The organism is Actinosynnema sp. NPDC004786, assembly GCF_053601135.1.
Window position 1 is genome coordinate 119,197 of sequence record NZ_JBSGBG010000001.1, and the last position, 21,108, is coordinate 140,304.

At 73.1% G+C, this 21,108-nt stretch carries 22 protein-coding genes; 7 read left to right on the forward strand and 15 right to left on the reverse strand.

Annotated features, from left to right (window positions below; all coding sequences use genetic code 11):
- Positions 1-285 precede the first annotated feature (285 nt).
- The 4 genes from ACWEFJ_RS00635 to ACWEFJ_RS00650 form a co-directional block, all read right to left on the reverse strand.
- Entirely contained in the window at positions 286-1,563 is a 1,278-nt protein-coding gene (locus ACWEFJ_RS00635) for a geranylgeranyl reductase family protein (RefSeq protein ID WP_449712495.1), read from the reverse strand.
- A 43-nt stretch (positions 1,564-1,606) separates the two neighbouring features.
- Positions 1,607-2,332: a demethylmenaquinone methyltransferase gene (locus tag ACWEFJ_RS00640; protein WP_449712496.1), complete on the reverse strand. Its 726-nt coding sequence runs from the start codon at positions 2,330-2,332 to the stop codon at positions 1,607-1,609.
- Positions 2,333-2,597: 265 nt separating this feature from the next.
- On the reverse strand, positions 2,598-3,707 hold the full coding sequence (locus ACWEFJ_RS00645) for a glycosyltransferase (RefSeq protein ID WP_449712497.1): 1,110 nt from the start codon (positions 3,705-3,707) through the stop codon (positions 2,598-2,600).
- A complete protein-coding gene (locus ACWEFJ_RS00650; protein WP_449712498.1) occupies positions 3,704-4,807 on the reverse strand; it encodes a glycosyltransferase family 4 protein in 1,104 nt (367 codons plus the stop codon). The genes ACWEFJ_RS00645 and ACWEFJ_RS00650 overlap by 4 nt, the downstream gene beginning before the upstream one ends.
- A 144-nt stretch (positions 4,808-4,951) precedes the next feature.
- Here ACWEFJ_RS00650 and ACWEFJ_RS00655 point away from each other — a divergent pair, with 144 nt between their 5' ends.
- The gene (locus ACWEFJ_RS00655; protein ID WP_378087481.1) at positions 4,952-5,779 is read left to right on the forward strand and encodes an inositol monophosphatase family protein; all 828 of its coding nucleotides are present in this window, start codon (positions 4,952-4,954) and stop codon (positions 5,777-5,779) included.
- Between the two features lie 179 nt (positions 5,780-5,958).
- Here the strand turns inward: ACWEFJ_RS00655 and ACWEFJ_RS00660 are convergent, their stop codons facing one another.
- From ACWEFJ_RS00660 to ACWEFJ_RS00690, 7 genes are read right to left on the reverse strand one after another with little or no spacing between them, the layout of a single operon-like run.
- Positions 5,959-6,591, reverse strand: a complete 633-nt coding sequence (locus ACWEFJ_RS00660; protein ID WP_449712499.1) for a hypothetical protein — start codon at positions 6,589-6,591, stop codon at positions 5,959-5,961.
- 17 nt (positions 6,592-6,608) lie between these two features.
- Complete coding sequence (paaE, locus tag ACWEFJ_RS00665) at positions 6,609-7,643, reverse strand: 1,2-phenylacetyl-CoA epoxidase subunit PaaE (RefSeq protein ID WP_449712500.1); 1,035 nt, start codon at positions 7,641-7,643, stop codon at positions 6,609-6,611.
- Positions 7,643-8,140, reverse strand: coding sequence for a 1,2-phenylacetyl-CoA epoxidase subunit PaaD (gene paaD / locus ACWEFJ_RS00670; RefSeq protein WP_449712501.1), 498 nt, complete (start codon positions 8,138-8,140; stop codon positions 7,643-7,645). The genes paaE and paaD overlap by 1 nt, the downstream gene beginning before the upstream one ends.
- Positions 8,137-9,027 (reverse strand): 1,2-phenylacetyl-CoA epoxidase subunit PaaC, encoded by an 891-nt coding sequence (gene paaC / locus ACWEFJ_RS00675; protein WP_378087490.1) that lies wholly within the window; start codon positions 9,025-9,027, stop codon positions 8,137-8,139. The genes paaD and paaC overlap by 4 nt, the downstream gene beginning before the upstream one ends.
- 53 nt (positions 9,028-9,080) lie before the next feature.
- On the reverse strand, positions 9,081-9,365 hold the full coding sequence (gene paaB, locus ACWEFJ_RS00680; protein WP_077010962.1) for a 1,2-phenylacetyl-CoA epoxidase subunit PaaB: 285 nt from the start codon (positions 9,363-9,365) through the stop codon (positions 9,081-9,083).
- On the reverse strand, positions 9,362-10,294 hold the full coding sequence (gene paaA, locus ACWEFJ_RS00685; RefSeq protein ID WP_449712502.1) for a 1,2-phenylacetyl-CoA epoxidase subunit PaaA: 933 nt from the start codon (positions 10,292-10,294) through the stop codon (positions 9,362-9,364). Before paaA ends, paaB begins: the two co-directional genes overlap by 4 nt.
- 41 nt (positions 10,295-10,335) lie before the next feature.
- Positions 10,336-10,782: a DUF3592 domain-containing protein gene (locus tag ACWEFJ_RS00690; RefSeq protein ID WP_378087495.1), complete on the reverse strand. Its 447-nt coding sequence runs from the start codon at positions 10,780-10,782 to the stop codon at positions 10,336-10,338.
- A 64-nt stretch (positions 10,783-10,846) separates the two neighbouring features.
- On the opposite strand from ACWEFJ_RS00690, the gene ACWEFJ_RS00695 reads away from it, so the two are divergent.
- Positions 10,847-12,076 (forward strand): isochorismate synthase, encoded by a 1,230-nt coding sequence (locus ACWEFJ_RS00695; RefSeq protein WP_378087498.1) that lies wholly within the window; start codon positions 10,847-10,849, stop codon positions 12,074-12,076.
- A 6-nt stretch (positions 12,077-12,082) separates the two neighbouring features.
- Here ACWEFJ_RS00695 and ACWEFJ_RS00700 read toward each other — a convergent pair whose 3' ends face one another.
- Positions 12,083-12,277 carry a DUF397 domain-containing protein gene (locus ACWEFJ_RS00700; RefSeq protein ID WP_449712503.1) on the reverse strand — a complete coding sequence of 65 codons (195 nt, stop codon included), beginning with the start codon at positions 12,275-12,277 and terminating at the stop codon, positions 12,083-12,085.
- On the reverse strand, positions 12,258-13,157 hold the full coding sequence (locus ACWEFJ_RS00705) for a helix-turn-helix domain-containing protein (RefSeq protein WP_449712504.1): 900 nt from the start codon (positions 13,155-13,157) through the stop codon (positions 12,258-12,260). Before ACWEFJ_RS00705 ends, ACWEFJ_RS00700 begins: the two co-directional genes overlap by 20 nt.
- A 121-nt stretch (positions 13,158-13,278) precedes the next feature.
- Here ACWEFJ_RS00705 and ACWEFJ_RS00710 point away from each other — a divergent pair, with 121 nt between their 5' ends.
- Entirely contained in the window at positions 13,279-13,485 is a 207-nt protein-coding gene (locus tag ACWEFJ_RS00710; protein WP_378087508.1) for a hypothetical protein, read from the forward strand.
- Positions 13,486-13,536: 51 nt separating this feature from the next.
- On the opposite strand, the gene ACWEFJ_RS00715 is transcribed toward ACWEFJ_RS00710, so the two are convergent.
- Positions 13,537-15,030 (reverse strand): M1 family metallopeptidase, encoded by a 1,494-nt coding sequence (locus ACWEFJ_RS00715; protein ID WP_378087510.1) that lies wholly within the window; start codon positions 15,028-15,030, stop codon positions 13,537-13,539.
- 56 nt (positions 15,031-15,086) lie between these two features.
- Positions 15,087-16,709, reverse strand: a complete 1,623-nt coding sequence (gene menD / locus ACWEFJ_RS00720) for a 2-succinyl-5-enolpyruvyl-6-hydroxy-3-cyclohexene-1-carboxylic-acid synthase (protein ID WP_449712505.1) — start codon at positions 16,707-16,709, stop codon at positions 15,087-15,089.
- 94 nt (positions 16,710-16,803) lie between these two features.
- On the opposite strand from menD, the gene ACWEFJ_RS00725 reads away from it, so the two are divergent.
- The 4 genes from ACWEFJ_RS00725 (at position 16,804) to ACWEFJ_RS00740 (ending at position 21,038) form a co-directional block, all read left to right on the forward strand.
- Entirely contained in the window at positions 16,804-17,715 is a 912-nt protein-coding gene (locus ACWEFJ_RS00725) for a 1,4-dihydroxy-2-naphthoyl-CoA synthase (protein ID WP_378087514.1), read from the forward strand.
- A 6-nt stretch (positions 17,716-17,721) separates the two neighbouring features.
- Positions 17,722-18,786 carry an o-succinylbenzoate--CoA ligase gene (gene menE, locus ACWEFJ_RS00730; RefSeq protein ID WP_449712506.1) on the forward strand — a complete coding sequence of 355 codons (1,065 nt, stop codon included), beginning with the start codon at positions 17,722-17,724 and terminating at the stop codon, positions 18,784-18,786.
- Positions 18,787-18,913: 127 nt separating this feature from the next.
- Positions 18,914-20,113: a hypothetical protein gene (locus ACWEFJ_RS00735; protein WP_378087518.1), complete on the forward strand. Its 1,200-nt coding sequence runs from the start codon at positions 18,914-18,916 to the stop codon at positions 20,111-20,113.
- A 52-nt stretch (positions 20,114-20,165) separates the two neighbouring features.
- Entirely contained in the window at positions 20,166-21,038 is an 873-nt protein-coding gene (locus tag ACWEFJ_RS00740) for a 1,4-dihydroxy-2-naphthoate polyprenyltransferase (protein WP_378087521.1), read from the forward strand.
- Positions 21,039-21,108 lie beyond the last annotated feature (70 nt).

Consider the following 21,108-nt stretch of genomic DNA (forward strand, 5'->3'; position numbering starts at 1 on the left):
AAGGGTGTTCTTGCGGCCTCCGGAGGTTAGGCGGGCCTAACAATCCGCAGGTCGCTTGTGAAACACTTCACAAGGCATCTCAGCCGGTTGTGAACTGATTCACAAGACCTGAGGCCCAGTGTAGAACGTCACACAGAGGCGTGACGGGCACCCCCGTCATACCGTCTGACCTGCACTTTCACGGTGCAGATCGACGGTCGGCGGACGGGGACGTGAACGGGAACACACCCATAACGAAACAGCGCCGTCCCGGAGGACGGCGCTGCATCGTTCAGGTGAGGGCGGTTAGGCCGTTGGGGCGAGCTTTGTCGCGGCCGTGATGATGCGGTCGAACGAGTCGCCGTCCTTCGGGTCGTAAAGGCCCGCGAGGAGCTTCAGGACCAGCTTCATCAGGGTCTTGCGCGGCAGCCCGTACTTCGTCGCGGTGCGCATCACGGTGGGGTTGCCGATGAGCTTGCTGAAGATGTTCCCGAGCCGGTAGTAGCTGCCCAGGGCCTGCTCGATGCGCAGCGGGTAGCCGTGCAGCGCGCGTTCACGGCTCGCGCCCTGGCGGGCCAGGGCCTGCACGACGGTCTCGGCCGCGATCCGGGCCGACTCCATGGCGTAGCCGATGCCCTCGCCGTTGAACGGGTTCACCATCCCGCCCGCGTCGCCGACCAGCAGCAGGCCGTCGCGGTAGTGCGGCTTGCGGTTCAGGCCCATCGGCAGGGCCGCGCCGCCGATCTTGCCGGTGGCGTTCTCCTCGCGGAAGCCCCACTCCTCGGGCGTGCCGTCGAGCCAGCTCTTGAGCAGCGCGCGGTAGTCCGTGGTGCCGTACGCCTTGGAGGTGCTGAGGATGCCCAGGCCCACGTTCACGGTTCCGTCGCCCATGCCGAAGATCCAGCCGTAGCCGGGCAGCAGCACGTCGTTGGCGCGGTCCCACAGCTCCAGGTGCGACTCCAGGTAGTCGTCCTTGGTGCGGGGGCTGGCGTAGTAGCGGCGGACCGCGACGCCCATCGGCTTGGCGTCGTCCTTCTGGATGCCGACGCTGAGCGCGAGGCGGGCGCTGACGCCGTCGCAGGCCAGCACGAGCGGCGCGCGGTAGGTGACCGGGGTCTTGTCCGGGCCCTGCTTGGCCGTGACGCCGACGACCCGGCCGTTCTCCACGACCGCGCCGGTGACGGTGGTCTGCTCGTGCATCCGCGCGCCCGCCGCGACGGCGGTCCTGGCGAGCATCTCGTCGAAGTCCTGGCGGGGGCGGACCACGCCGTAGGGCGGGAACGTGGCCAGCTCGGGCCAGTCCAGCTCCAGCGTGACGCCGCCACCGACCACGCGCAGGCCGCGGTTGTGCAGCCAGCCGGCTTCCTCGCGGGTGTCGATGCCCAGGTCGATGAGCTGCTTCACCCCGCGCGGGGTGAGGCCGTCGCCGCACACCTTCTCGCGCGGGAAGGTGCTCTTCTCCAGCAGCACCACGTCCAGGCCCGCGCGTGCCAGGTAGGTGGCCGCGGTGGAGCCTGCGGGCCCCGCGCCGACCACGATCACCTCGGCGTCCTCGCCTGCCTTGCGGCGGCTGGGAGTCGTCATCCCCGCTCCTTGTGCCCGTGTTCACAAAGTCCCGGGGGCGAGTCTACTTGCGCGTGACCGGGGGCCTCGCGCTCGACGGCCGGGCGGGCTTCGTGCCGCGGTGCAGGGCCACCATGCCGCCGGTGAGGTTCATCCAGGCGACGTCCTCCCAGCCGGCGCGGGCCACGATCTCGCCGAGGGCGCGCTGGTCGGGCCACGTGCGCATGGACTCGGCGAGGTACTTGTACGCCTCCGGGTTGGAGGAGACGAACCGGGCGATGAGCGGCAGGATGCGCAGCAGGTAGCGCATGTAGACGAAGCGGAACGGCCGGAAGGTGGGCGTGGAGACCTCGCACACCACGAGCCGTCCGCCGGGCTTGACCACGCGCGCCATCTCGCGCAGGGCGGCCTCGGTGTCGTTGAAGTTGCGCAGCCCGAAGGAGACCGTGACGGCGTCGAAGGAGTCGTCCGCGAAGGGCAGGCGCAGGGCGTCGGCGGCGACCTTGGGCACCGGCCGGTGCGCGCCGCCGAGGAGCATGCCGAGGGAGAAGTCGGCCGCGACGCACCACGCGCCGGAGGCGGCGTACTCGACCGTGGACACGGCCGTGCCGGCGGCGAGGTCGAGCACCTTCTCGCCGGGCTTGGCGTCCAGCACCCGCCTGCTCCACTCCCGCCAGCGCCGGTCGAACCCGAGCGTCATGACGGAGTTCGTGCGGTCGTAGCCCCGGGCGACGCCGTCGAACATCTCGGCGACCTCGCGGGGGTCCTTGTCCAAACCTGCACGCGACATGCCGGAAGCCTAAGTGACACCCCCACCACCCGCGTGTCCTACGCCCGGAACGCGAGTGTCCTACGTCGGGAACGCGTGAGTCCTACGTTGAGAACGCGAGTGTCCAACGCTCAGGTACCCCGAGTTGAACGCTCAGGACGGCCGGGCTGTGTTCCGAACGTTGAACTCGGGTGTTCCGAACGTAGGACACGGGTGTTCCGAACGTAGGACTCACGCGTTCTGGACGTAGGACACGCGCGTTTTGGAGGTAGGACACGCGCGGGGGTCAGGTGGCGCGGAGGGCGGTCAGCATGCCGGTGACGGCGGTGTGCCAGGGGTACTCCTCGGCGCGGGCGCGGGCGGCCGAGCGGCGGGACGGTTCGGGGTCGTCCAGGAGGCTGGTCACGGCGTCGGCGAACGCCGGGGCGTGGTCGGGGACGGCGGCACCGCAGTCGGGGCGCACGATCTCCCGCAGCGCCGAGGAGGCGGAGACGACGACCGGCGTGCCGGACGCCAGCGCCTCCAGGGCGGCCAGGCCGAACGTCTCGTGCGGGCCCGGGGCCAGGGAGACGTCGGCCGACGCGAGCAGGTCGGCCACGGCGGCACGGTCGCCGACGTGACCGAGGAACGTCACCGGCAACCCGGCCGCACGGCGTTCCAACGCCTCCCGGCGCGGCCCGTCACCGGCGACGACCAGCCGCACGGCGTGCCCGGCCGCGTGCAGCTCCGCCGCCGTGTCCACGCTGCGCTCCACGTGCTTCTCCGGCGACAGCCGCCCGCAGTGCACGAGCAGCGCGTCCGCGCCCCGCGCCAGGTCCGCCCGCAACGACCGGTCGCGCCGGGCCGGCGTGAACGTCCGCAGGTCCACCCCCAGCGGCACGCGGGCCACGTTGCGCGCGCCGATCCGGTCGAACTCCTCCCGCGCGAACTCCGTCGTGCACACCACCGTGTCGTACGAGGCGGCCATCCGCGCGTTCGCCCGGTCCGCGCCCCGCCGCGCCAGCGCCGCCGGCAGCAGGAACTGCTCCAGCAGCCGGTCCAGCCGCTCGTGCGAGATCACCACGCTGGGCACGCCGCGCGCCGCCGCCCACCGGCCCATCCCCCGCAACGTGAGCCGGTCGGAGACCTCCAGCCGGTCGGGCGAGAGGTCGTCCAGCAACGCCCGCACGCGCCACGGGTCCACCGCCCGGTACCCGCCCGTGCCGGGGATGCGCGGCGCGGGCAACGTGATCCGCCGGACCCCCGGCGACAGCTCCTCGTCCGCGTGCGCCGGCCCCGGCACGACGAGCGTGACGTCGTGGCCGCGCGCCGCGTACCCGCCGCCCAGGTGGTGCAGCGCCGTGCGCAGGCCGCCGGACCGGGGTCCGTAGAAGTTGGCCAGCTGGACGATCCTCATGCGGCGCGGCGCTCCGGCACGCCCAGCACGGCCGCGTAGTGGCCCAGCAGCTCGTCGCACACCGCCGACCACGTCCGCCCCCGCACCCACCGCCGCGCCGCCAGGCCGAACCGGCGCCGGCGCAGCGGGTCGGCCAGCTCGACCACGGCCCGCCGGAGCTGCTCGTCGTCCGAGAACAGGTACCCGGTGGTCGGCAGCACCAGGTCACGCGGCCCGCCCGCGTCCGGCGCGACCACCGGCACCCCGCTCGCCAACGCCTCCTGCACCGCCTGGCAGAACGTCTCGTGCGGCCCCGTGTGCACGAACACGTCCAGGCTCGCGTAGGCCGCCGCCAGGTCCGTGCCGCTCCGGAACCCGAGGAACGCCGCGCCGGGCAGGTCGCGCCGCAACCGCGCCTCCTCCGGCCCCTCGCCGACCACGACCAGCCGCACGCCGGGCAGGTCGGCCAACGCCGCGAGCCGGTCCACCCGCTTCTCCGGCGACAGCCGGCCGACGTACCCGACCAGCAGCTCACCCGCCGGCGCGAGCGAGGCGCGCAACGCGTCGTCCCGGCGGGAGGGGTGGAACAGCTCCACGTCCACCCCGCGCCCCCACCGGTGCACGCGCGGCACGCCGTGCTCCCGCAGCGCCTCCACGGCCCACGTCGACGGCGCGAGCGTCCGGTCGGCCTGGGCGTGCAGGCGCCGCGTCCACCGCCAGGCGGCGCGCGCGGTCAGGCCGAGGCCGTAGTGGCCGGCGAACCCTGCGACGTCGGTCTGGTAGACCGCGACCGTCGGGATGCCGAGCCGACGCGCCGCCGACAGCCCGCGCGCGCCCATCACGAACGGGCTGGCCAGGTGCACGACGTCCGGCCGGAAGCCGGCCAGCGCGGTCAGCACCTTGCGCGTCGGCACGCCCACGGGCAGCGAGCTGAACCTCGGCAGGTCCACCGCCGGCACGCGGACGACCGGCGTGCCGCGGTGGTCGTCCTCCCCCGCGCCGGGCGCGACGACGAGCGCCTGGTGACCGTGCGCCCGCAGGTGCTCCAGGATCCGGAGCACCGAGTTGGTGACCCCGTTGACCTGAGGGAGGAAGCTCTCGGTGACGATCGCTACGCGCACGCCGATCACCCTGCGGTGCCGAGGACACGACGGCGTGACACCTCGGCGAACGCCCGCCGAACTCCTCGCGTCGCGGTTGACGTTGGCCCCGGGTTCACCTGGAGTACGCGACGCGGTCACTGCGTGCGGTCACACTAGGTCGGCATGACCGTCTTGTCGTCCCGGCCCACGCAGCCCGTCGATCCCGGCCTGGTGTCGATCGCGCTGGAGATAGCCGGTCGGCTCGCCAACGACGCGTCCGACGTCATCATGGCGACCGCAGGTCGGGGCGCGCGGCCCGACGAGGGCTCGTCGCCGTTCGACTGGGTGACCGACACCGACCGGACGCTGGAGCGGCACACGCGGCGGGTGCTGACCGCCGAGTTCCCGCACATCCCGGTGTTCTGCGAGGCCACCGACGACGACAGCGGCGCGAGCGACGCCGAGTTCCGCTGGGTGGTGGACCCGGTCGACGGCACCGCGAACTACGTGGCGGGCGTGCCGTGGTGCGCGTACAGCCTGGCGCTGGTCGACCGGTGGGGTCCGGTCGTCGGCGTGGTCGCGGACCCGTACCGGGCCCAGATCTACGCCGCCGCGCGGGGGCGGGGCATGCGGGCCAACGGGACGCCCGTGCGGCTGGGCGAGCAGGCGGTCAGTTCGATCGTGTGCACGGAGATGACGCGGACCGGGCCGTGGCCGGGGATGGGCGAGTTCATCTCGCGGGCGGCGGTGGCGGGGACGGGCGTGCGCGTGCTGGGCTCGAAGGCGCTCGCCGTGGCCCAGGTGGCCCTCGGCCACGCCGCGGCGGCGGTGCTGGACAGCTACCACGAGTGGGACGTGGCCGGCGCGGTCGCCCTGGCCGTCGAGTCGGGCGCCGCGGTGCTGGACCGGAGGGGCGAGGACGACCCGCTGCCGGTGGACGGCCTGCTCGTGGCGATGCCGGGGGTGGCGGAGGAAGTGCTGGCCTGGTGGCAGGCGTCGACCTCCCGCTGACTCCGCCGTCGTCCGAAGGGCTGCCATGACGCGTTGGACCATGTGCCGCACATGATCGGCTGGGACAACGTTCGCGCCGCCCGGCCCACCAGGGCTTGCAAGTGAACCCGGTCCACCCGCCGGACGACGGGTTGCCGGGCTTCGCGCTGTACGGGGGAGCAGGCGTCGCGCCGGCCGGCCTAGGCGTTGCCCAGGTGGGGCAGTTGTTGTTCCAGCACTTCCAGGTGCGTGCGGACCGCGTCGAGCGAGGTCTGGTCCAGCAGGCGCAGGGCCACGCGGCCCACTTCGTCCTCGAACGAGGTGAAGTCGCGGACCGCCGCGTTCAGGCGCTCGGTCACCGGGTGGGCTTGTTCCGCACCCAGCGCGCGGCCCAGGTCGGCGACGCGGCGGACGTCCGGCAGTTCGCCCTCGAACTGGGCGGCGATCCGTTCCAGCCACTCGCGGGCCGGGGACGGCGGCACGGTGGCGACCGCGGCGCGCACCCGCCGCACGGACAGCTCGCAGCGGGCCACCATGGCGGCCCAGCGGTCGTTCTGCGGAGGCGGAGGCGGAGGCAGCGGCGGGAGCGGCCCGGCCGCCGGCGGCAGGACGGGACGGCGGGAACGGCGGCGGACCGCGCCCACCACCAGGCCCACGAACGTGCCGGGGACGCCGCCCGTCATCACGCCCACCATGCCGGACGCGATGAAGCTCACGGCGAAGGACGGCGGGTTCTCCTCCGCCGCCGCCGACGGCAGCGAGATGCCGAACAGGATCAGGGCCGTCATCAGCGCCGTGCCGATGAGCAACCCCAGGAGCGCCGACCGTGCCATGCGCACAATGTGCCAGATCAGGCGTCGTAATCCACGGTGATCGCGGGACTGACCGCGACCGACTGGCAGGTCAGCACGAACCCCGCCTCCACTTCGCGCGGCTCCAGGGCGTAGTTCCGCCGCATCTCCACCTCGCCGGACGTGACCAGCGCGCGGCACGTCCCGCACACGCCGCCCTTGCACGCGAACGGCAGGTCGGCGCGCACCCGCTGGGCCGCGTCGAGGATCGGCACGTCGGCCGGCAGCGGCACCTCGGTGGTCCGGCCGTCCAGCACCACGGTCGCGACCGCGGCCGTCGCCGGGGCCGACGACTCACGGCGCGGCGGAGGCGGCGGCTCGTCCACGTAGAACAGCTCGTGGTGCACCGCCGCCGGGTCGACGCCGAGGGACCCCAGCACCTCCCGCGCGTCCCGCACCATCCCGTACGGCCCGCACAGCCACCACTGGTCCACGTCCGCCCACGGCACGACCGTCGCGCACAACGCCCGCAGCTTGGCCGCGTCCAGCCGCCCGGTGAACAGCTCCACGTCCCGCGGCTCCCGCGACAGCACGTGCACGAGCTGGAACCGGGCCGGGTAGCGGTCCTTCAGGTCCGCCAGTTCCTCGGCGAACATCACCGTGTCGGCCCGCCGGTTCCCGTACACCAGGGTCACCCGCGCGCCCCCGGCCAGCACGGACGCCGCGATCGACAGCGCGGGCGTGATGCCGGAGCCGGCCACCAGCAGCCCGTGGTGCGCGCCCCCGGACGGCGTGAAGTCGCCCGCCGGCGGCAGCACCTCCAGCACGTCGCCGGGCTGCGCGCGGTCCACCAGTTGAGTGGAGAACAGGCCGCCCTCCACCCGCCGCACGCCGATGCGCAGCGGGCCGCCGGCGGGCGCGCAGATCGAGTACGAACGCCGCTCGTCGCCGTTGCGCAGGGTCAGGTGCTGCCCCGGCGCGAACGCGAACTCCGCCGCCAGCTCATCGGGCACCTCGAACGTCACCGCGACGGCGTCCGAGCACAACCGCTCGACCGACGCGACGGTCAGCTTGTGGAACACCGGCCGCGCCATCAGATCTCCTTCACGTGCTCGAACGGCTCCGCGCAGTCCGCGCACCGCCGCAACGCCTTGCACGCCGTCGAGCCGAACCGCGACACCTCGGCCGTGCGGGGCGACCCGCACCGGGGGCACGGCACCCGGCGCGACGGCGGGGTCAGGTTCAGCGGCACCGGCCCGACCGCGCGCGGGCCCAGCCGGGACGGCGGCGCGATGCCCGCCTCCCGCAGCTTGCGCAGCCCGTCCTCGCTGATCCAGTCCGTGGTCCACGCGGGTGACAGCGACAGCCGCACGTCCACCGCCGCGTACCCCGCCGCCAGCAACGACCGGCGCAGGTCGGCGGCCATCTCGTCCAGCGCCGGGCAGCCCGAGTAGGTGGGCGTGATGGTCACCGTCACCCGGCCGTCCCCGTACTCGGTCACCTCCCGCAGCACGCCGAGGTCGGCCAGGGTGAGCACCGGCAGCTCCGGGTCCCGGACCCGGGCCGCGACGTCCAGGGCGGTGGTGGTCACCACTTCGCCCCCGGCAGCGAGCGGTGCAGGTGCTGCATCTCGGCGAGCAGGTAGCCGAACGCCTCGGTGTGCACGCCGTCACGCCCGGCCCGGCCGTTGACCCGCGCCGCGGGCACGTCGGCGGGCCGCGCCAGCCCGGCCGCCGCCAGCACCGCGTCCAGCACCTCGTCCACCTCGGACCGCAGCCCGGCCGGGTCGACCGCGATCCCGGCCAACCGCAGCTCCACGGGGTGCGCGGTGAACAGCTCGTCCAGGAACGGCCACACCCGCTCCAGCCCGGCCCGCATCCGCCGGTGCGACTCCTCGGTGCCGTCGCCGAGCCGCACCACCCACTGCGCCGCGTGGTCGCGGTGGTAGGCCAGCTCCTTCACGGCCCTGGCCGCGACCGCCGCGAGCACCGGGTCGGCGCTCCCGCGCAGCCGCGAGCACTGCGCGAGCTTCCACGACGAGAACACCAGCAGCCGCGCCATGGTGGTGGCGAAGTCGCCGCCCGCGCGGGGGCCGCACTCGATCTCCGCCAGGTGCACGTTGCGGAACTCGCGCTCGTCGCGCAGGTACGCCAGCGCGTCCTCGTCCCGGCCCGCGCCCTCGACCTCGCCGGCGCGGGTCAGCAGCATCCTGGCCTGGCCGAGCAGGTCGAGCGCGATGTTGGCGAGCGCGACGTCCTCCTCCAGCTCCGGAGCGCGGGAGCACCACTCGGCCAGCCGCTGGGACAGCACGAGCGCGTCGTCGCCGAGCATCAGGCAGTACGCGGCGAGGTCGGCGCGGTCGACGTCGGGCACGTCGCGGTCCACGCCGGCCAACGCCTCGGAGAACCCGGTGCCGAACGCCCAGTGCGCGTCCTCGTGGTCGTCCACCAGGGATTCGTACGCGTTGTCGAAGCTCATCGGGTCACCGCACGTTCGTCGGAAGGGGCGTTGTCACCGTGCCCGCACCCTGGTCACAGGTGCGGCACGTCCTCGGGGATCTCGTAGAACGTCGGGTGCCGGTACACCTTGTCCCCGCTCGGCTCGAAGAACGGGTCCTTCTCGTCCGGCGACGACGCGGTGATCGCGGCCGCCGGCACGACCCAGATCGACACGCCCTCGTTGCGCCGGGTGTAGACGTCGCGGGCGTTGCGGAGGGCCATCTCGGCGTCCGGCGCGTGCAGCGAGCCGACGTGCACGTGGTTCAGGCCCCGCTTGCCGCGCACGAACACCTCCCACAGCGGCCAGGACGAGCTCATGCCACACCTTCCCGGGCCGCGTGCTTGGCGGCGTGCGCCGCGGCGGCGGCACGCACCCACTCGCCGTCCTCGTGCGCCTTGCGCCGGTGCGCGATCCGCTGCGCGTTCGCCGGGCCGTTGCCGCCGACGACCTGCCAGAACTCGTCCCAGTCCGGTTGGCCGAAGTCGTGGTGCCCGCGTTCGGGGTTCCACCGCAGCTCCGGGTCGGGCAGCGTCACGCCCAGCTTCTCCGCCTGCGGCACGGTCATGTCGACGAACTTCTGCCGCAGCTCGTCGTTGGTGTTGCGCTTGATGCGCCACTTCATCGACTGCTCGGTGTTGGACGACTCCGCGTCCGGCGGGCCGAACATCATCAGCGACGGCCACCACCAGCGGTCGACCGACTCCTGCACCATCGCCCGCTGGGCGTCCGTGCCGGACATCATGGTCATCAGCAGCTCGTAGCCCTGCCGCTGGTGGAAGGACTCCTCCTTGCAGATGCGGATCATGGCCCGCGCGTACGGCCCGTAGGACGTGCGGCACAGCGGCACCTGGTTGCAGATGGCCGCGCCGTCCACGAGCCAGCCGATCACGCCCACGTCGGCGTAGGACAGCGTCGGGTAGTTGAAGATCGAGGAGTACTTCTGCCTGCCCGAGATCAGCTTCTCGGTCAGGTCGCCCCGGTCCGCGCCCAGGGTCTCGGTCGCGGCGTACAGGTACAGCCCGTGCCCGGCCTCGTCCTGGACCTTGGCCAGCAGGATCGCCTTGCGCCGCAGCGAGGGCGCGCGGCTGATCCAGTTGCCCTCGGGCTGCATGCCGATGATCTCGGAGTGCGCGTGCTGCGCGATCTGCCGGATCAACGTCCGGCGGTAGCCGTCCGGCATCCAGTCCCGCGGCTCGACGCGCTGCTCGGCCGCGACGGTGCGCTCGAAGCGGTCCTCCAGGTCCATGCGCCGATGTTACACCTGGAGGACGAATTTGGGCAGAACTGTCACAAACGCGGTCGCGGACTCCGCCGCAGCCACCAGACCAGCGGCAACAGCACCGCCCACACCGCGAGCAGGAACGTGCCGATCGGCAGGAGCGCCAGCACGGCGGTCCGCCCGGCGACCCGCGCCACCTCGGGGTCGGCCGTGTCGTACTCGACCCGCACCAGCTGGCCCGGCTCCAGGCCCTCCGGGTAGAGCAGGCCCTGCGACGGGCTCACCACCGCGCCGTCCTCGGTGGCGAAGCGCACGACCGTGCGCTGGAAGGAGACGGACACCACTTCGGCGGTCGCCTTGCCGAGCCGCTTCCCGATCATCAGGTCGTCCCGCCAGCACGCCGCGAGCAGGATCACGCCGATGAGCGTCACCACCGCGCCCAGCAGCACCAACGCCCGGCTGACCAGCAGCCGGACCCTGGGGCGCGCACCTGTCCGCACTGCGTCGTCCACCACAAACCAGGAGTCTAGGGCGGCCCTAACCGCCGGATCTCAGCGACGAGTCCATACCCTCGACGGCGTGACCTCAGCTCCTGCCTCGCGGACCCGACCACGGCTGCGCGTGCACACCAGGCGCGTCGCGGGCGACGACCTGCTGGGCACGCTCCCCGCGCCGACCGGCGCGCTGAGCTGGGTGCGCGACGGAACGGGCCTGGTCGGGTGGGGTGAGGCGGCCCGGTTCGAGGTGTCGGGGCCGGACCGGTTCGCCGCCGCCGACCGCTGGTGGCGCGAGTTCACCGAGGGCCTCGTGGTGGACGACGGGCTCGGCGTGCCCGGCACGGGACCGGTGGCGTTCGTCAGCATGGCCTTCTCCGACCGCCCCGGGCACTCGGTGCTGATCGTGCCGGAGGTCGTGGTGGGCAGGCGCAACGGCCACAGCTGGCTGACCACGGTCGGCGACCCCGGCACGCGGCGGGTCGAGCCCGTGCGCAAGCCGTCCGAGGTGCGTTACGGCGACGGCCGGTTCTCCGTCACCGCGTACCGCGAGGCCGTGCGCGCGGCGGTGGCGCGGATGCGGGAGGGCGAGCTGGAGAAGGTGGTGCTCGCGCACGACCTGCTCGCGGTCGCCGACACGGGCATCGACCACCGGTTCGTGCTCGACGGCCTGGCCCGCCGGTACCCCGAGTGCTGGGTGTACGCGGTCGACGGGCTGATCGGGGCCACGCCCGAGCTGCTGCTGCGGCGCAGCGGGTCCGTGGTCGACTCGCGCGTGCTCGCCGGCACGACGTGGCCGCACGACGGGATGTCGGACGACGAGCTGGCCGCCGCGCTGCTGTCGTCGGGCAAGAACCGGGGCGAGCACGAGTACGCGGTGGCGTCGCTGGTGGACACGCTGCGGCCGTTCTGCTCGGCCCTGTCGGTGGAGGGGCCGTCGGTGCTGCGGCTGCCGAACGTCTCGCACCTGTCCAGCGACGTCATCGGCACGCTGCGCGGCACGCCGTCGCTGCTCGCGCTCGGCGAGGCGCTGCACCCCACGGCGGCCGTCGGCGGCACACCGCGCGCCGACGCCGTGGCCATGATCGAGGAGCTGGAGGGCATGGACCGCGGCCGCTACTCCGGCCCGGTCGGCTGGATCGACGGCAACGGCGACGGCGAGCTGGGGATCGCGTTGCGCTGCGCCCAGGTGGAGGGCCGCACGGCCCGGCTGTTCGCGGGCTGCGGCCTGGTCGCCGAATCGGACCCGGACTCGGAGGTCCGGGAGGCGCACGCCAAGATGCTGCCGTTCCGCGAGGCCCTGGAAGGGCTGTGACGGCCGCTACTCCGCCTTGAGGTGCGCGAGGAAGCGGGACCAGGCGGTGGAGGCGACCGACAGTGAGCCACCATCGGGGTTCTTGGAGTCGCGCACGCCGACGCCGTGGTCGGCGGTGATGCGGCACTCGACGCAGTCGTCGCTGGCGGGGGCGCTGTAGCTGCTCTTGAACCAGCCCGTGTCACGCGGGGCGTTCGGCATGGTCGTCCTCCTGTAGCCGCCGGCGGATCAACTCGATCGTATCCGCGTGGCCACGGGCGAGTTCCTGCACTTTCCTGAACGCCCGCAACAGGTTCGCCGTGTCGACCGGCTCGTCGAAGTAGCTGGACGGCCCGTAGATCGTGGGTGTGAAGGCGACGCTGGGAGCGGTGCCGTCGAAGTCCAGCACGATGACGCCGGCGCTGGGGACGGGGTTGCGCAGGTCGCCCGGCCTCAGCACCTGGACGGTCAGGTCCGGGTGCTGCCCGGTGAGGCGGAGCAGGTGTTCGAGCTGCTCCCGCCTGACTTCCGGGTTTGCACCGAAGCAGTCCAACGCGTCCTCGGTGAACACGAATTCGAGCTTCTTCGGCCGATTCGACTCCAGGATCTTGACCTGCCGGTCGCGGCGGAAGGTGTAGCGACCTTCGACGCCCGCCTCCGATGACTCCCAGAACACACCGTCACCGGCGCTCATCCCGGCACGGATGTACCCGGGAGCCTGGAGGAGACCGGGCACCACGCCAGGCTGGTAGCAGTGGATCGCCGTGGCGTCGGCCTCCATGTCGGCCAGCCGTTGGAACGAGCCGGGCAGGGTGTCGGTGTACGGCGGGATGTCCTTGGCGCTGCGGCGCAGGCGCTTGCGGGCCCGCGCGCCGAGTTCCAGCGCGGTCGCGCGTTCCGCGCCGTGCACGTCGAGGAAGTCGAGCACCCGCGCGAGCTGGTCCGTGCTGAGCGTCGCCGTGCCGTCCTCGACCTTGCTGATCCGCGAATCGCTCACCCCGAGGCTCGCGGCGACCTCCGCCTGGGACGCGCCGCGCGAGCCGCGGTAGCGCTTGAGCGACAGGCCGAGCTGCCGTCGTTCCACGGTCTGACGAGCGCGCATCGGCGGCCTCCGAGTGGTCTACCCGATCGAGGGAGTGCGTAAGGGGAACTTTCACCATAACGTGTCCCCTCACACATCGTAGCGGACGGCTACTGTGCGTAGACGCAACGGGAGGACGGGCGTGATCACTGCGGGCGGGACCGACGTGGAGGCGTGGGTCAGGGTGGACGACGAGTGCGACATCGTCTGCGAGGTGGACCGGGACGAGGTGCAGTTCCGGTTCGGCGGGACGCGGTCGTTCGCCCTGGAGCTGATCTTCACCGAACGCGGGCTGGAGAACCTGAGCCGGATCAGCGCGGACGCGTTGCGGCGGTTGCGGGAGCGCTGAACGACAACGGGGCCGCCCCCGGAGGGACGGCCCCGCCGCACGGCGACGCGATCAGTGGTGGTGCTGCGCCAGCAGCTCGCGCGTCTCCTGGATCTTCTTGAACGACTTCGGCTCGGCCGGCGCGGACCGCGCCGCGAACCCGGTCGAGCCCGGCGCGGCGGCCGGCTTGCCCGGCGTGAACAGCCAGGTCTGGAACAGCTCGTCGAGCTGCTTGCCGGACAGCCGCTCGGCGAACGCGATGAACTCCTCCGTCGTCGCGTCACCGTTGCGCTTGGCCTGCGGCCACTCCTTGAGCAGCCGGAAGAACGCCTCGTCGCCGATCTCGGCCCGCAACGCGTGCACGGTCAGCGCACCGCGGTCGTACACGGCGCTGTGGAACTGGTTCGCCGCGCCCGGGTCGCCGGGCAGGACCTGCCAGAACTCGCTGTCGGCCGGGTACAGCGAGTAGACGTAGTCCGAGTTCTCCTGGACGGTGCCCTCGCCGACCTGCTCCGACCACAGCCACTCGGCGTAGCTCGCGAAGCCCTCGTTCAGCCAGATGTCCCGCCAACCGTGCACGGACACCGAGTCGCCGTACCACTGGTGCGCGATCTCGTGCGCCACCACGTAGGTGTTGGAGCCGCGGCGGAAGAAGCCGGCGTCGTAGGTCGGCCGGGTCTGGTTCTCCAGCGCGAAGCCGATGCCCGGCGTCGCCACGCCCCCCTGCGCCTCGAACGGGTAGGGGCCGAACTGCGTCTCCAGGAACTCCGTCACCTCGGGCGTGCGCTCGATGCTCGCCACCGACGCGCCGTAGTCGTCGCCCAGCCGCTCGGAGTAGGCGTTGAGCACCGGCTGGCCGTTCGGCGCGGTGGACTGCCGGATCTCGAACTGGCCGATGGCGATGAACGCCAGGTAGGTGGCCTGCGGCTGGAGGCTGCGGTAACGCCACCGGGTCCAGCCGTTGATCTGCTGGGTGGTGCCGCCGAACAGGCCGTTGGAGAGCACCTCGACGCCGGTCGGCACGGCCACCGACACGTCGAACTTCGCCTTGTCGGTCGGGTGGTTGTTGCTCGGGAACCACCACGGCGCGATGTCGGGCTGGTCGATCGCGAGCGCGCCGTCCGGGGTGCGCTTCCACGCCGTGTAGCCGTCCACCGCGTGGCTCGACGGCACGTCGGAGTAGGTCACGACGACCGTCACGTCCGAGCCCTTGCGCAGCGTGCCGCGCGGGTCGACCACGAGTTCGCCGCCGTTCTGGGAGAACGCGGCCACCTTGTTGTTGACCCGGACCGAGCTGACCTTCAGCAGGAAGTCGAGGTTGAACCGGCTCAGGTCCTGGGTGGTTTTGGCCAGGATCGTCGTCGTGCCGGAAAGGTTGTCGTTCGCCGGCTGGTAGTTGAGCCTGATGTCGTAATGGGAAACGTCGTACCCGCCGTTGCCCGCATTCGGGTAGTACGGGTCGCCGATGCCCGGTGCACCCGGCTGTGCCGCCGTCGCCGTGCCGGCGAGGAGCAGCAAGGACGCCGCGGTGGCGGTACCGAGGGTCAGCTTCGCTCTCAAGGACATGCGGCGAAGCTAGCCGCGACCGACGGCGGGCTGTACCCCCGACGGTAGGATTCCGCCTAATGGAATGAGCTGGACACGGCCGACTTCAACCGCGCGTGCAGATCGCGCAATTCGTGGCGTTCCGCCCGGATTTCCACCACGCGGATTCCGCTCGGCCGGTCGAGCGCGCGCCCCAACTCCTCGGCGGTGGCAACCGCGGTGTGCGGCACGCGGTACGCCGCGCACAACGACGCGAGGTCCACGCCGTGCGGCGTGCCGAAGACCCGCTCGAACGTCGGCGCGTGCTCCTTCGCGCCCTGCTCCAGCAGCGCGAAGATGCCGCCGCCGTCGTCGTTGAGCACCACGACGGTCAGGTCGGGGCGCGGCTCGCCGGGACCGATGAGCAGGCCGTTGGCGTCGTGCAGGAACGTGAGGTCGCCGATCAGCGCGAAGGTCGGGCCGCCGGCCAGCGCGATGCCCGCGGCGGTGGAGACGCTGCCGTCGATGCCCGCCACGCCCCGGTTGGCGTAGGTGCGCACGTCGTGGCGCGGCTCGGCGACCAGGTCGACGTCGCGGACGGGGTTGGACGAGCCGAGGAACAGGTTCGCGCCGGACGGCAGCGCGGCGACCAGGTCGCGGGCCACCCGCAGGCCGGTCGGCCAGGGCTCCCGCGCCAGCAGGTCGTCCACCACCTCGGCGACCGCCTTGTCCGCGTGCTGCCAGGCGGTGAGCCAGTCGTGGTCCACCTCGTGCTCGCCGAGGGCCAGGTCGGTGGACGTGTGCGTGGCCGCGAACTGCGGGTCGGGCCAGTCGGGCTCGTCGGACAGCACGTGCACGACCGGGGTGCGGGCGATGAGCCGCAGCACGCCGCGGGAGAGCGTGACGCGGCCGACGACCACCACCGCCTGCGGGGTGAGGTGGTCGGGCAGGTCGCCCGCGTTGAGCAGCAGCGCGCCGTGGCGCAGGCCGTGCCCGGTGGGCTCGGCGATCACCGGCCAGCCGGCGCGCTCGGCCAGGTCGGACGGGTCGCGGTCGGTGTCGCCGACGAGCACGAGGGTGCGCGGGCCGAGGTGGTCGGCCGGGCTGGTCGCAGTGGTCGTGCGGCGGGTCGTGCGGGTCCACGGCACGTCGAACGGGCGGCCGTCGAGGGACTCGGGCCAGTCCTCGTCGCCACCGGGCACCAGCGGCTCGCGGAACGGGACGTTGACGTGCACCGGGCCTTGGTCGCGGGCGGTGGCCACGGCGCGGCACACCAGGGCGCGCCACAGGCCGTTCTGGCCGGCGCGGCGCTCGGCGATGGGGAACTGGAGCGTGTCCGTGCCGAAGATGCGCTGCTGGTCCACGGTCTGGCTCGCGCCGGTGCGGTGCAGCTCGACCGGGCGGTCCGCGGTGAGCGCGATGAGCGGGACGCCCGCATGCCGGGCCTCCAGCACCGCGGGGTGCAGGTTCGCCACGGCGGTGCCCGAGGTGCAGGTGACGGCGGTGACCCCCGCGCCGCCCTTGGCCAGGCCCAGCGCCAGGAAGCCCGCGGTGCGCTCGTCCACCCGGACGTGCAGCGTGATCCGCCCGGCCGCGGCGGCGTCGTGCAGGGCGAACGACAGCGGTGCGTTGCGCGATCCGGGGCTCAGCACGACGTGCCGGACGTCGTTGCGGATCAGCTCGTCGACGAGCACCCTGGCCTGCGCGGTGGACGGGTTCACCCGGCCATTGTCGCGCAGCGCCCGACCAGGTGATTCCGCGCGCCGGGCGGACCGGGGCCCCCTCACCGCGCGGAGCGGGCATATTGTCCCTGCCGTGGCAGATCAGGACGTATCCGAGCTGTTCGACCCGACCCGCTGGAAGCGGGTGGAGGGCTTCGACTTCACCGACATCACCTACCACCGCGCGGTGGACCAGGGCACGGTGCGCATCGCGTTCAACCGGCCCGAGGTGCGCAACGCGTTCCGGCCGCACACCGTGGACGAGCTGTACCGCGCGCTGGACCACGCCCGGATGAGCTCGGACGTCGGCTGCGTCCTGCTCACCGGCAACGGCCCGTCGCCCCGCGACGGCGGCTGGGCGTTCTGCTCGGGCGGCGACCAGCGCATCCGCGGCCGCAGCGGCTACCAGTACGCGTCGGGCGAGACGGCCGACACCGTCGACCCGGCCAGGGCGGGCCGGCTGCACATCCTGGAGTGCCAGCGCCTGATCCGCTTCATGCCGAAGGTCGTCATCGCGGTGGTGCCCGGCTGGGCGGCCGGCGGCGGGCACAGCCTGCACGTGGTGTGCGACCTCACGCTGGCCAGCGCCGAGCACGCCCGGTTCAAGCAGACCGACGCCGACGTCGGCAGCTTCGACGGCGGCTACGGCTCGGCCTACCTGGCCCGGCAGGTGGGCCAGAAGTTCGCCCGCGAGATCTTCTTCCTCGGCCGCACGTACAGCGCCGACGACATGCACCGGATGGGCGCGGTCAACGCCGTCGTGCCGCACGCCGAGCTGGAGGACGCGGCGCTGGAGTGGGCGAAGGAGATCAACGGCAAGTCGCCGACCGCCCAGCGGATGCTGAAGTACGCGTTCAACCTGATCGACGACGGCCTGGTCGGCCAGCAGCTCTTCGCGGGCGAGACCACGCGCCTGGCGTACATGACCGACGAGGCCGTGGAGGGCCGCGACGCGTTCCTGGAGAAGCGCCCGCCGGACTGGTCCGACTACCCCTACTACTACTAGGCACCCATGATCACGATCGACCGACTGCGCGCCGCGTTGCGCGGCGAGGGCGACCCGGTGGCGACCCGGCCCGAGGCCCGGGTCCCGCTGCGGGGCTGGGAGACCGGGGCCGTGCTCGCGGTGGCGACCTCGGGCTCCACCGGCGAGCCGAAGACCGTGCTGCTCGGCGCGGACGCCCTGACCACGTCCGCCGAGCTGACCCACGCCCGCCTCGGCGGCCCCGGCACGTGGTTGCTCGCGCTGCCGACCACGCACATCGCGGGCATCCAGGTGCTCGTCCGGTCGGTCGTGGCGGGCACCGAGCCGGGGGTGATGGACCTCGCGCCGGGCTTCCGCGCGTCCGACTTCGCCGTCGCGGCGCGCCCGGTGCTGGCCCGGCCCGGCCCGCACTACACCGCGCTCGTGCCCACGCAGCTCGCCCGGCTGGTCGCGGCCGACGGGCCGGGCCTGGCCGCGGTGCGGCAGTTCGACGCCGTGCTGATCGGCGGCGCGGCCACCCCGCCCTCCGTGCTGCGGCGGGCGCGCGACCTCGGCGTCCGGGTGGTGACCACGTACGGCATGAGCGAGACGTCCGGCGGCTGCGTCTACGACGGGCTGGCGCTCGACGGCGTGCGCGTGCGGCTGGTGGACGGCCGGGTCGAGGTCGGCGGGCCGGTGCTCGCGCTCGGCTACCAGGGCGGCGAGCGGTTCGGCGAGTGGTTCCGCACCGGCGACCTGGGCCGGATCCGCCCGGACGGCACGCTGGAGGTGCTGGGCCGCGCCGACGACGTGATCATCAGCGGTGGGGAGAACGTCGCGCCCCTCGCGGTCGAGCGGGCGCTGACCGCGCAGGCGGGCGTGCGCGAGGCGTGCGTGGTGGGCCTGCCCGACCCCGAGTGGGGTCAAGTGGTGGCCGCGGCCGTGGTGCCGGAGGATCCGGGTGACCCGCCCGACGCGGACGAGCTGTGCGCGGCGGTCGGCGAGGTGGTGGGGCGGTTCGCCATGCCGAAGCGGGTCGCGTTCGTGTCGGAACTGCCGCTGCGAGGTCCGGGCAAGGTGGACAGGAGAGCGGTCGCTAGCTCGTTTGGGTGAGTTTCTGTCGAGTTGTCAATCTTGTTGGTTGACAGGTAACCACACAGGCGATTGGCTCGGCAGCGCCGGGACGCGCGGCCCTGCAGCGGTCCCCTCCGCACCGCGCGTCCGGACGAGGAGTGCTGCGATGACCAGGCGCTACCTGCTGATACCGCTCGCCGTCGCCACCGTCCTGACCGCGGGGCTCGTCGCACCCGCCGCAGCCGCGGGCGCGACCGAGTGGCGAGCCGACCTGACCACCGTGGACGCCGACGACAACGGCGTCACCACGCACGACGGCGCGGTGCGGCTCGACCGCGCCGCGCCGACGCCCGCCAGCGCGCGGGCCGCGCTGCGGACCGGGTTCCTGCAACTCGACCCGCGCACCCTCGCCGCGCCGGTGAACGCCGTCGCGGCGACCGTGAAGAGCACCGTGCCCGCCGGGGCGGAGGTCGCCGTGGACGTGCGCGGCGCGCTCGGCGACGGGCAGTGGACCGAGTGGGTCGAGGCGCGCCCCGACGCGCCGGCCGTGCTGCCGACCGCCGTCACGACCGTGCAGGTCCGGCTCGCGCTCACGGCCGAGAAGGCGTCGCCCGAGGTCAGCCGGCTCGACCTGCGGGCGTTCACGACGGTCGCGGCGGCGGGGGTCGGCGCGCAGGCCGCGGGCCTGTCCTACCGCGTCTACGCCACCCGCGAGGGCCTGGTCGGCGGCACCACGGCGAACGGGCACGTCATCGTGAGCCGCGACCACTTCGTCGCCCTGCCGTCGCGGCGCGGCCTGTCCGCCAAGGGCACCGGCACCTACAGCGTCCGGGTGTGCGCGGCGAACGGCCGGTGCGAGTGGGCGCCGGTGTGGGACGTCGGCCCGTGGAACACCAAGGACGACTACTGGAACCCGTCGTCCACCCGCGAGATGTGGAAGGACCTGCCGCAGGGCAAGCCGGAGGCGCAGGCCGCGTACCAGGACGGCTACAACGGCGGCAAGGACCAGTTCGGCCGGGCCGTGGCCAACCCGGCGGGCATCGACCTGGCCGACGGCACGTTCTGGGACGGCCTGCAGCTCACCGACAACGCCTGGGTCACCGTCACCTACCAGTGGACCGGTTCCGGCCCGGCCGGGTTCATCCGCACCGCGGGCGACCCGCTGAACGTGCGCAGCGGCGCGACCTCCACCGCCTCCCAGGTCGGGCTGGCCGCGAACTACGCGCAGGTGCGGGTCGAGTGCCAGGTCACCGGCCAGTCGGTGACGGGCAGCCAGGGCACGTCGAACATCTGGTACCGGATCGCGACGGGCAAGTTCGTCGCGCGGGCGTACGTGTCGGGCGTCTCCGGCGCCACCGCCTGCTGATCACGGCCACCCGGGAGCGGGTCCCCGTTCACCATGTCGGAGGATGTCCGGCATGGCCACAGTCGCCCAGTGGGTATCGGGGACCCGCCCCCGCACGCTGCCGAACTCGATCGCGCCGGTGCTGGTGGGCGCGGGCGCCGCGCACCACATCGACGGGTTCAACGCGGCGTGGGCGCTGCTGGCGCTGGTGGTGTCGGTCGCGTTGCAGGTGGGCGTGAACTACGCCAACGACTACTCCGACGGCATCCGCGGCACGGACGCCGACCGGGTCGGGCCGTTCCGGCTGGTCGGGTCGGGCGCGGCCAACCCGAAGGCGGTGCGGGCGGCGGCGTTCGCGGCGCTGGGCGTGGCGGCGGTGGCGGGCCTGGTGCTCGTGCTGCTGACCGGCCGGTACTGGATGGTGGCCTTCGGCGCGGTGTGCATCGCGGCGGCGTGGTTCTACACCGGCGGGCGCAAGCCGTACGGGTACGCGGGCCTCGGCGAGCTGGCCGTGTTCGTGTTCTTCGGCCCGGCGGCGGTGCTGGGCACGCTGTACGTGATGACCGGCGAGGTCACCGGGATCGGCATCGGCGGCGCGGTCGCGATGGGCTCCTTCTCCACCGGCGTGATGATCGCGAACAGCCTGCGCGACATCCCGACCGACGTGCGGGCGGGCAAGCGCACGCTGGCGTCCACCCTGGGCGACCGCGACTCCCGCCGCCTCTACCTGGCGCTGGTCTGCATCCCGTTCGTGATCACCCTGGCGATCGGCCTGCGCGTCCCGCTGGCGCTGATCGGGTTCCTCGCCCTGCCCCTGGCGATCATCGGCGCGCGGCGCGTGCTGGGCGGCGCGAAGGGGCGCGACCTGATCCCCGTGCTGCGCGACACCGGCCTGGCCATGCTGGTGTGGGGCATCGCCGTGCCGGTCGCGCTCGTGCTGGGCTGAGACATTCGGCCATTGGTGGCCGATACCGCGCATCCGGGGCCGACCGGCCGACCGGGGCGCTAGAACGGTG

Coding starts and splice junctions, on each gene's coding strand:
- ACWEFJ_RS00645 (WP_449712497.1), bottom strand. CDS start 3,707: ATGAGGATCGTCCAGCTGGCCAACTTCTACGGACCCCGGTCCGGCGGC.
- ACWEFJ_RS00740 (WP_378087521.1), top strand. CDS start 20,166: ATGGCCACAGTCGCCCAGTGGGTATCGGGGACCCGCCCCCGCACGCTG.
- ACWEFJ_RS00700 (WP_449712503.1), bottom strand. CDS start 12,277: ATGCCGAACGCCCCGCGTGACACGGGCTGGTTCAAGAGCAGCTACAGC.
- ACWEFJ_RS00705 (WP_449712504.1), bottom strand. CDS start 13,157: ATGCGCGCTCGTCAGACCGTGGAACGACGGCAGCTCGGCCTGTCGCTC.
- ACWEFJ_RS00655 (WP_378087481.1), top strand. CDS start 4,952: ATGACCGTCTTGTCGTCCCGGCCCACGCAGCCCGTCGATCCCGGCCTG.
- menE (WP_449712506.1), top strand. CDS start 17,722: ATGATCACGATCGACCGACTGCGCGCCGCGTTGCGCGGCGAGGGCGAC.
- paaA (WP_449712502.1), bottom strand. CDS start 10,294: ATGGACCTGGAGGACCGCTTCGAGCGCACCGTCGCGGCCGAGCAGCGC.
- ACWEFJ_RS00635 (WP_449712495.1), bottom strand. CDS start 1,563: ATGACGACTCCCAGCCGCCGCAAGGCAGGCGAGGACGCCGAGGTGATC.
- paaE (WP_449712500.1), bottom strand. CDS start 7,643: ATGGCGCGGCCGGTGTTCCACAAGCTGACCGTCGCGTCGGTCGAGCGG.
- ACWEFJ_RS00715 (WP_378087510.1), bottom strand. CDS start 15,030: ATGTCCTTGAGAGCGAAGCTGACCCTCGGTACCGCCACCGCGGCGTCC.
- ACWEFJ_RS00660 (WP_449712499.1), bottom strand. CDS start 6,591: ATGGCACGGTCGGCGCTCCTGGGGTTGCTCATCGGCACGGCGCTGATG.
- ACWEFJ_RS00640 (WP_449712496.1), bottom strand. CDS start 2,332: ATGTCGCGTGCAGGTTTGGACAAGGACCCCCGCGAGGTCGCCGAGATG.
- ACWEFJ_RS00735 (WP_378087518.1), top strand. CDS start 18,914: ATGACCAGGCGCTACCTGCTGATACCGCTCGCCGTCGCCACCGTCCTG.
- paaB (WP_077010962.1), bottom strand. CDS start 9,365: ATGAGCTCGTCCTGGCCGCTGTGGGAGGTGTTCGTGCGCGGCAAGCGG.
- paaC (WP_378087490.1), bottom strand. CDS start 9,027: ATGAGCTTCGACAACGCGTACGAATCCCTGGTGGACGACCACGAGGAC.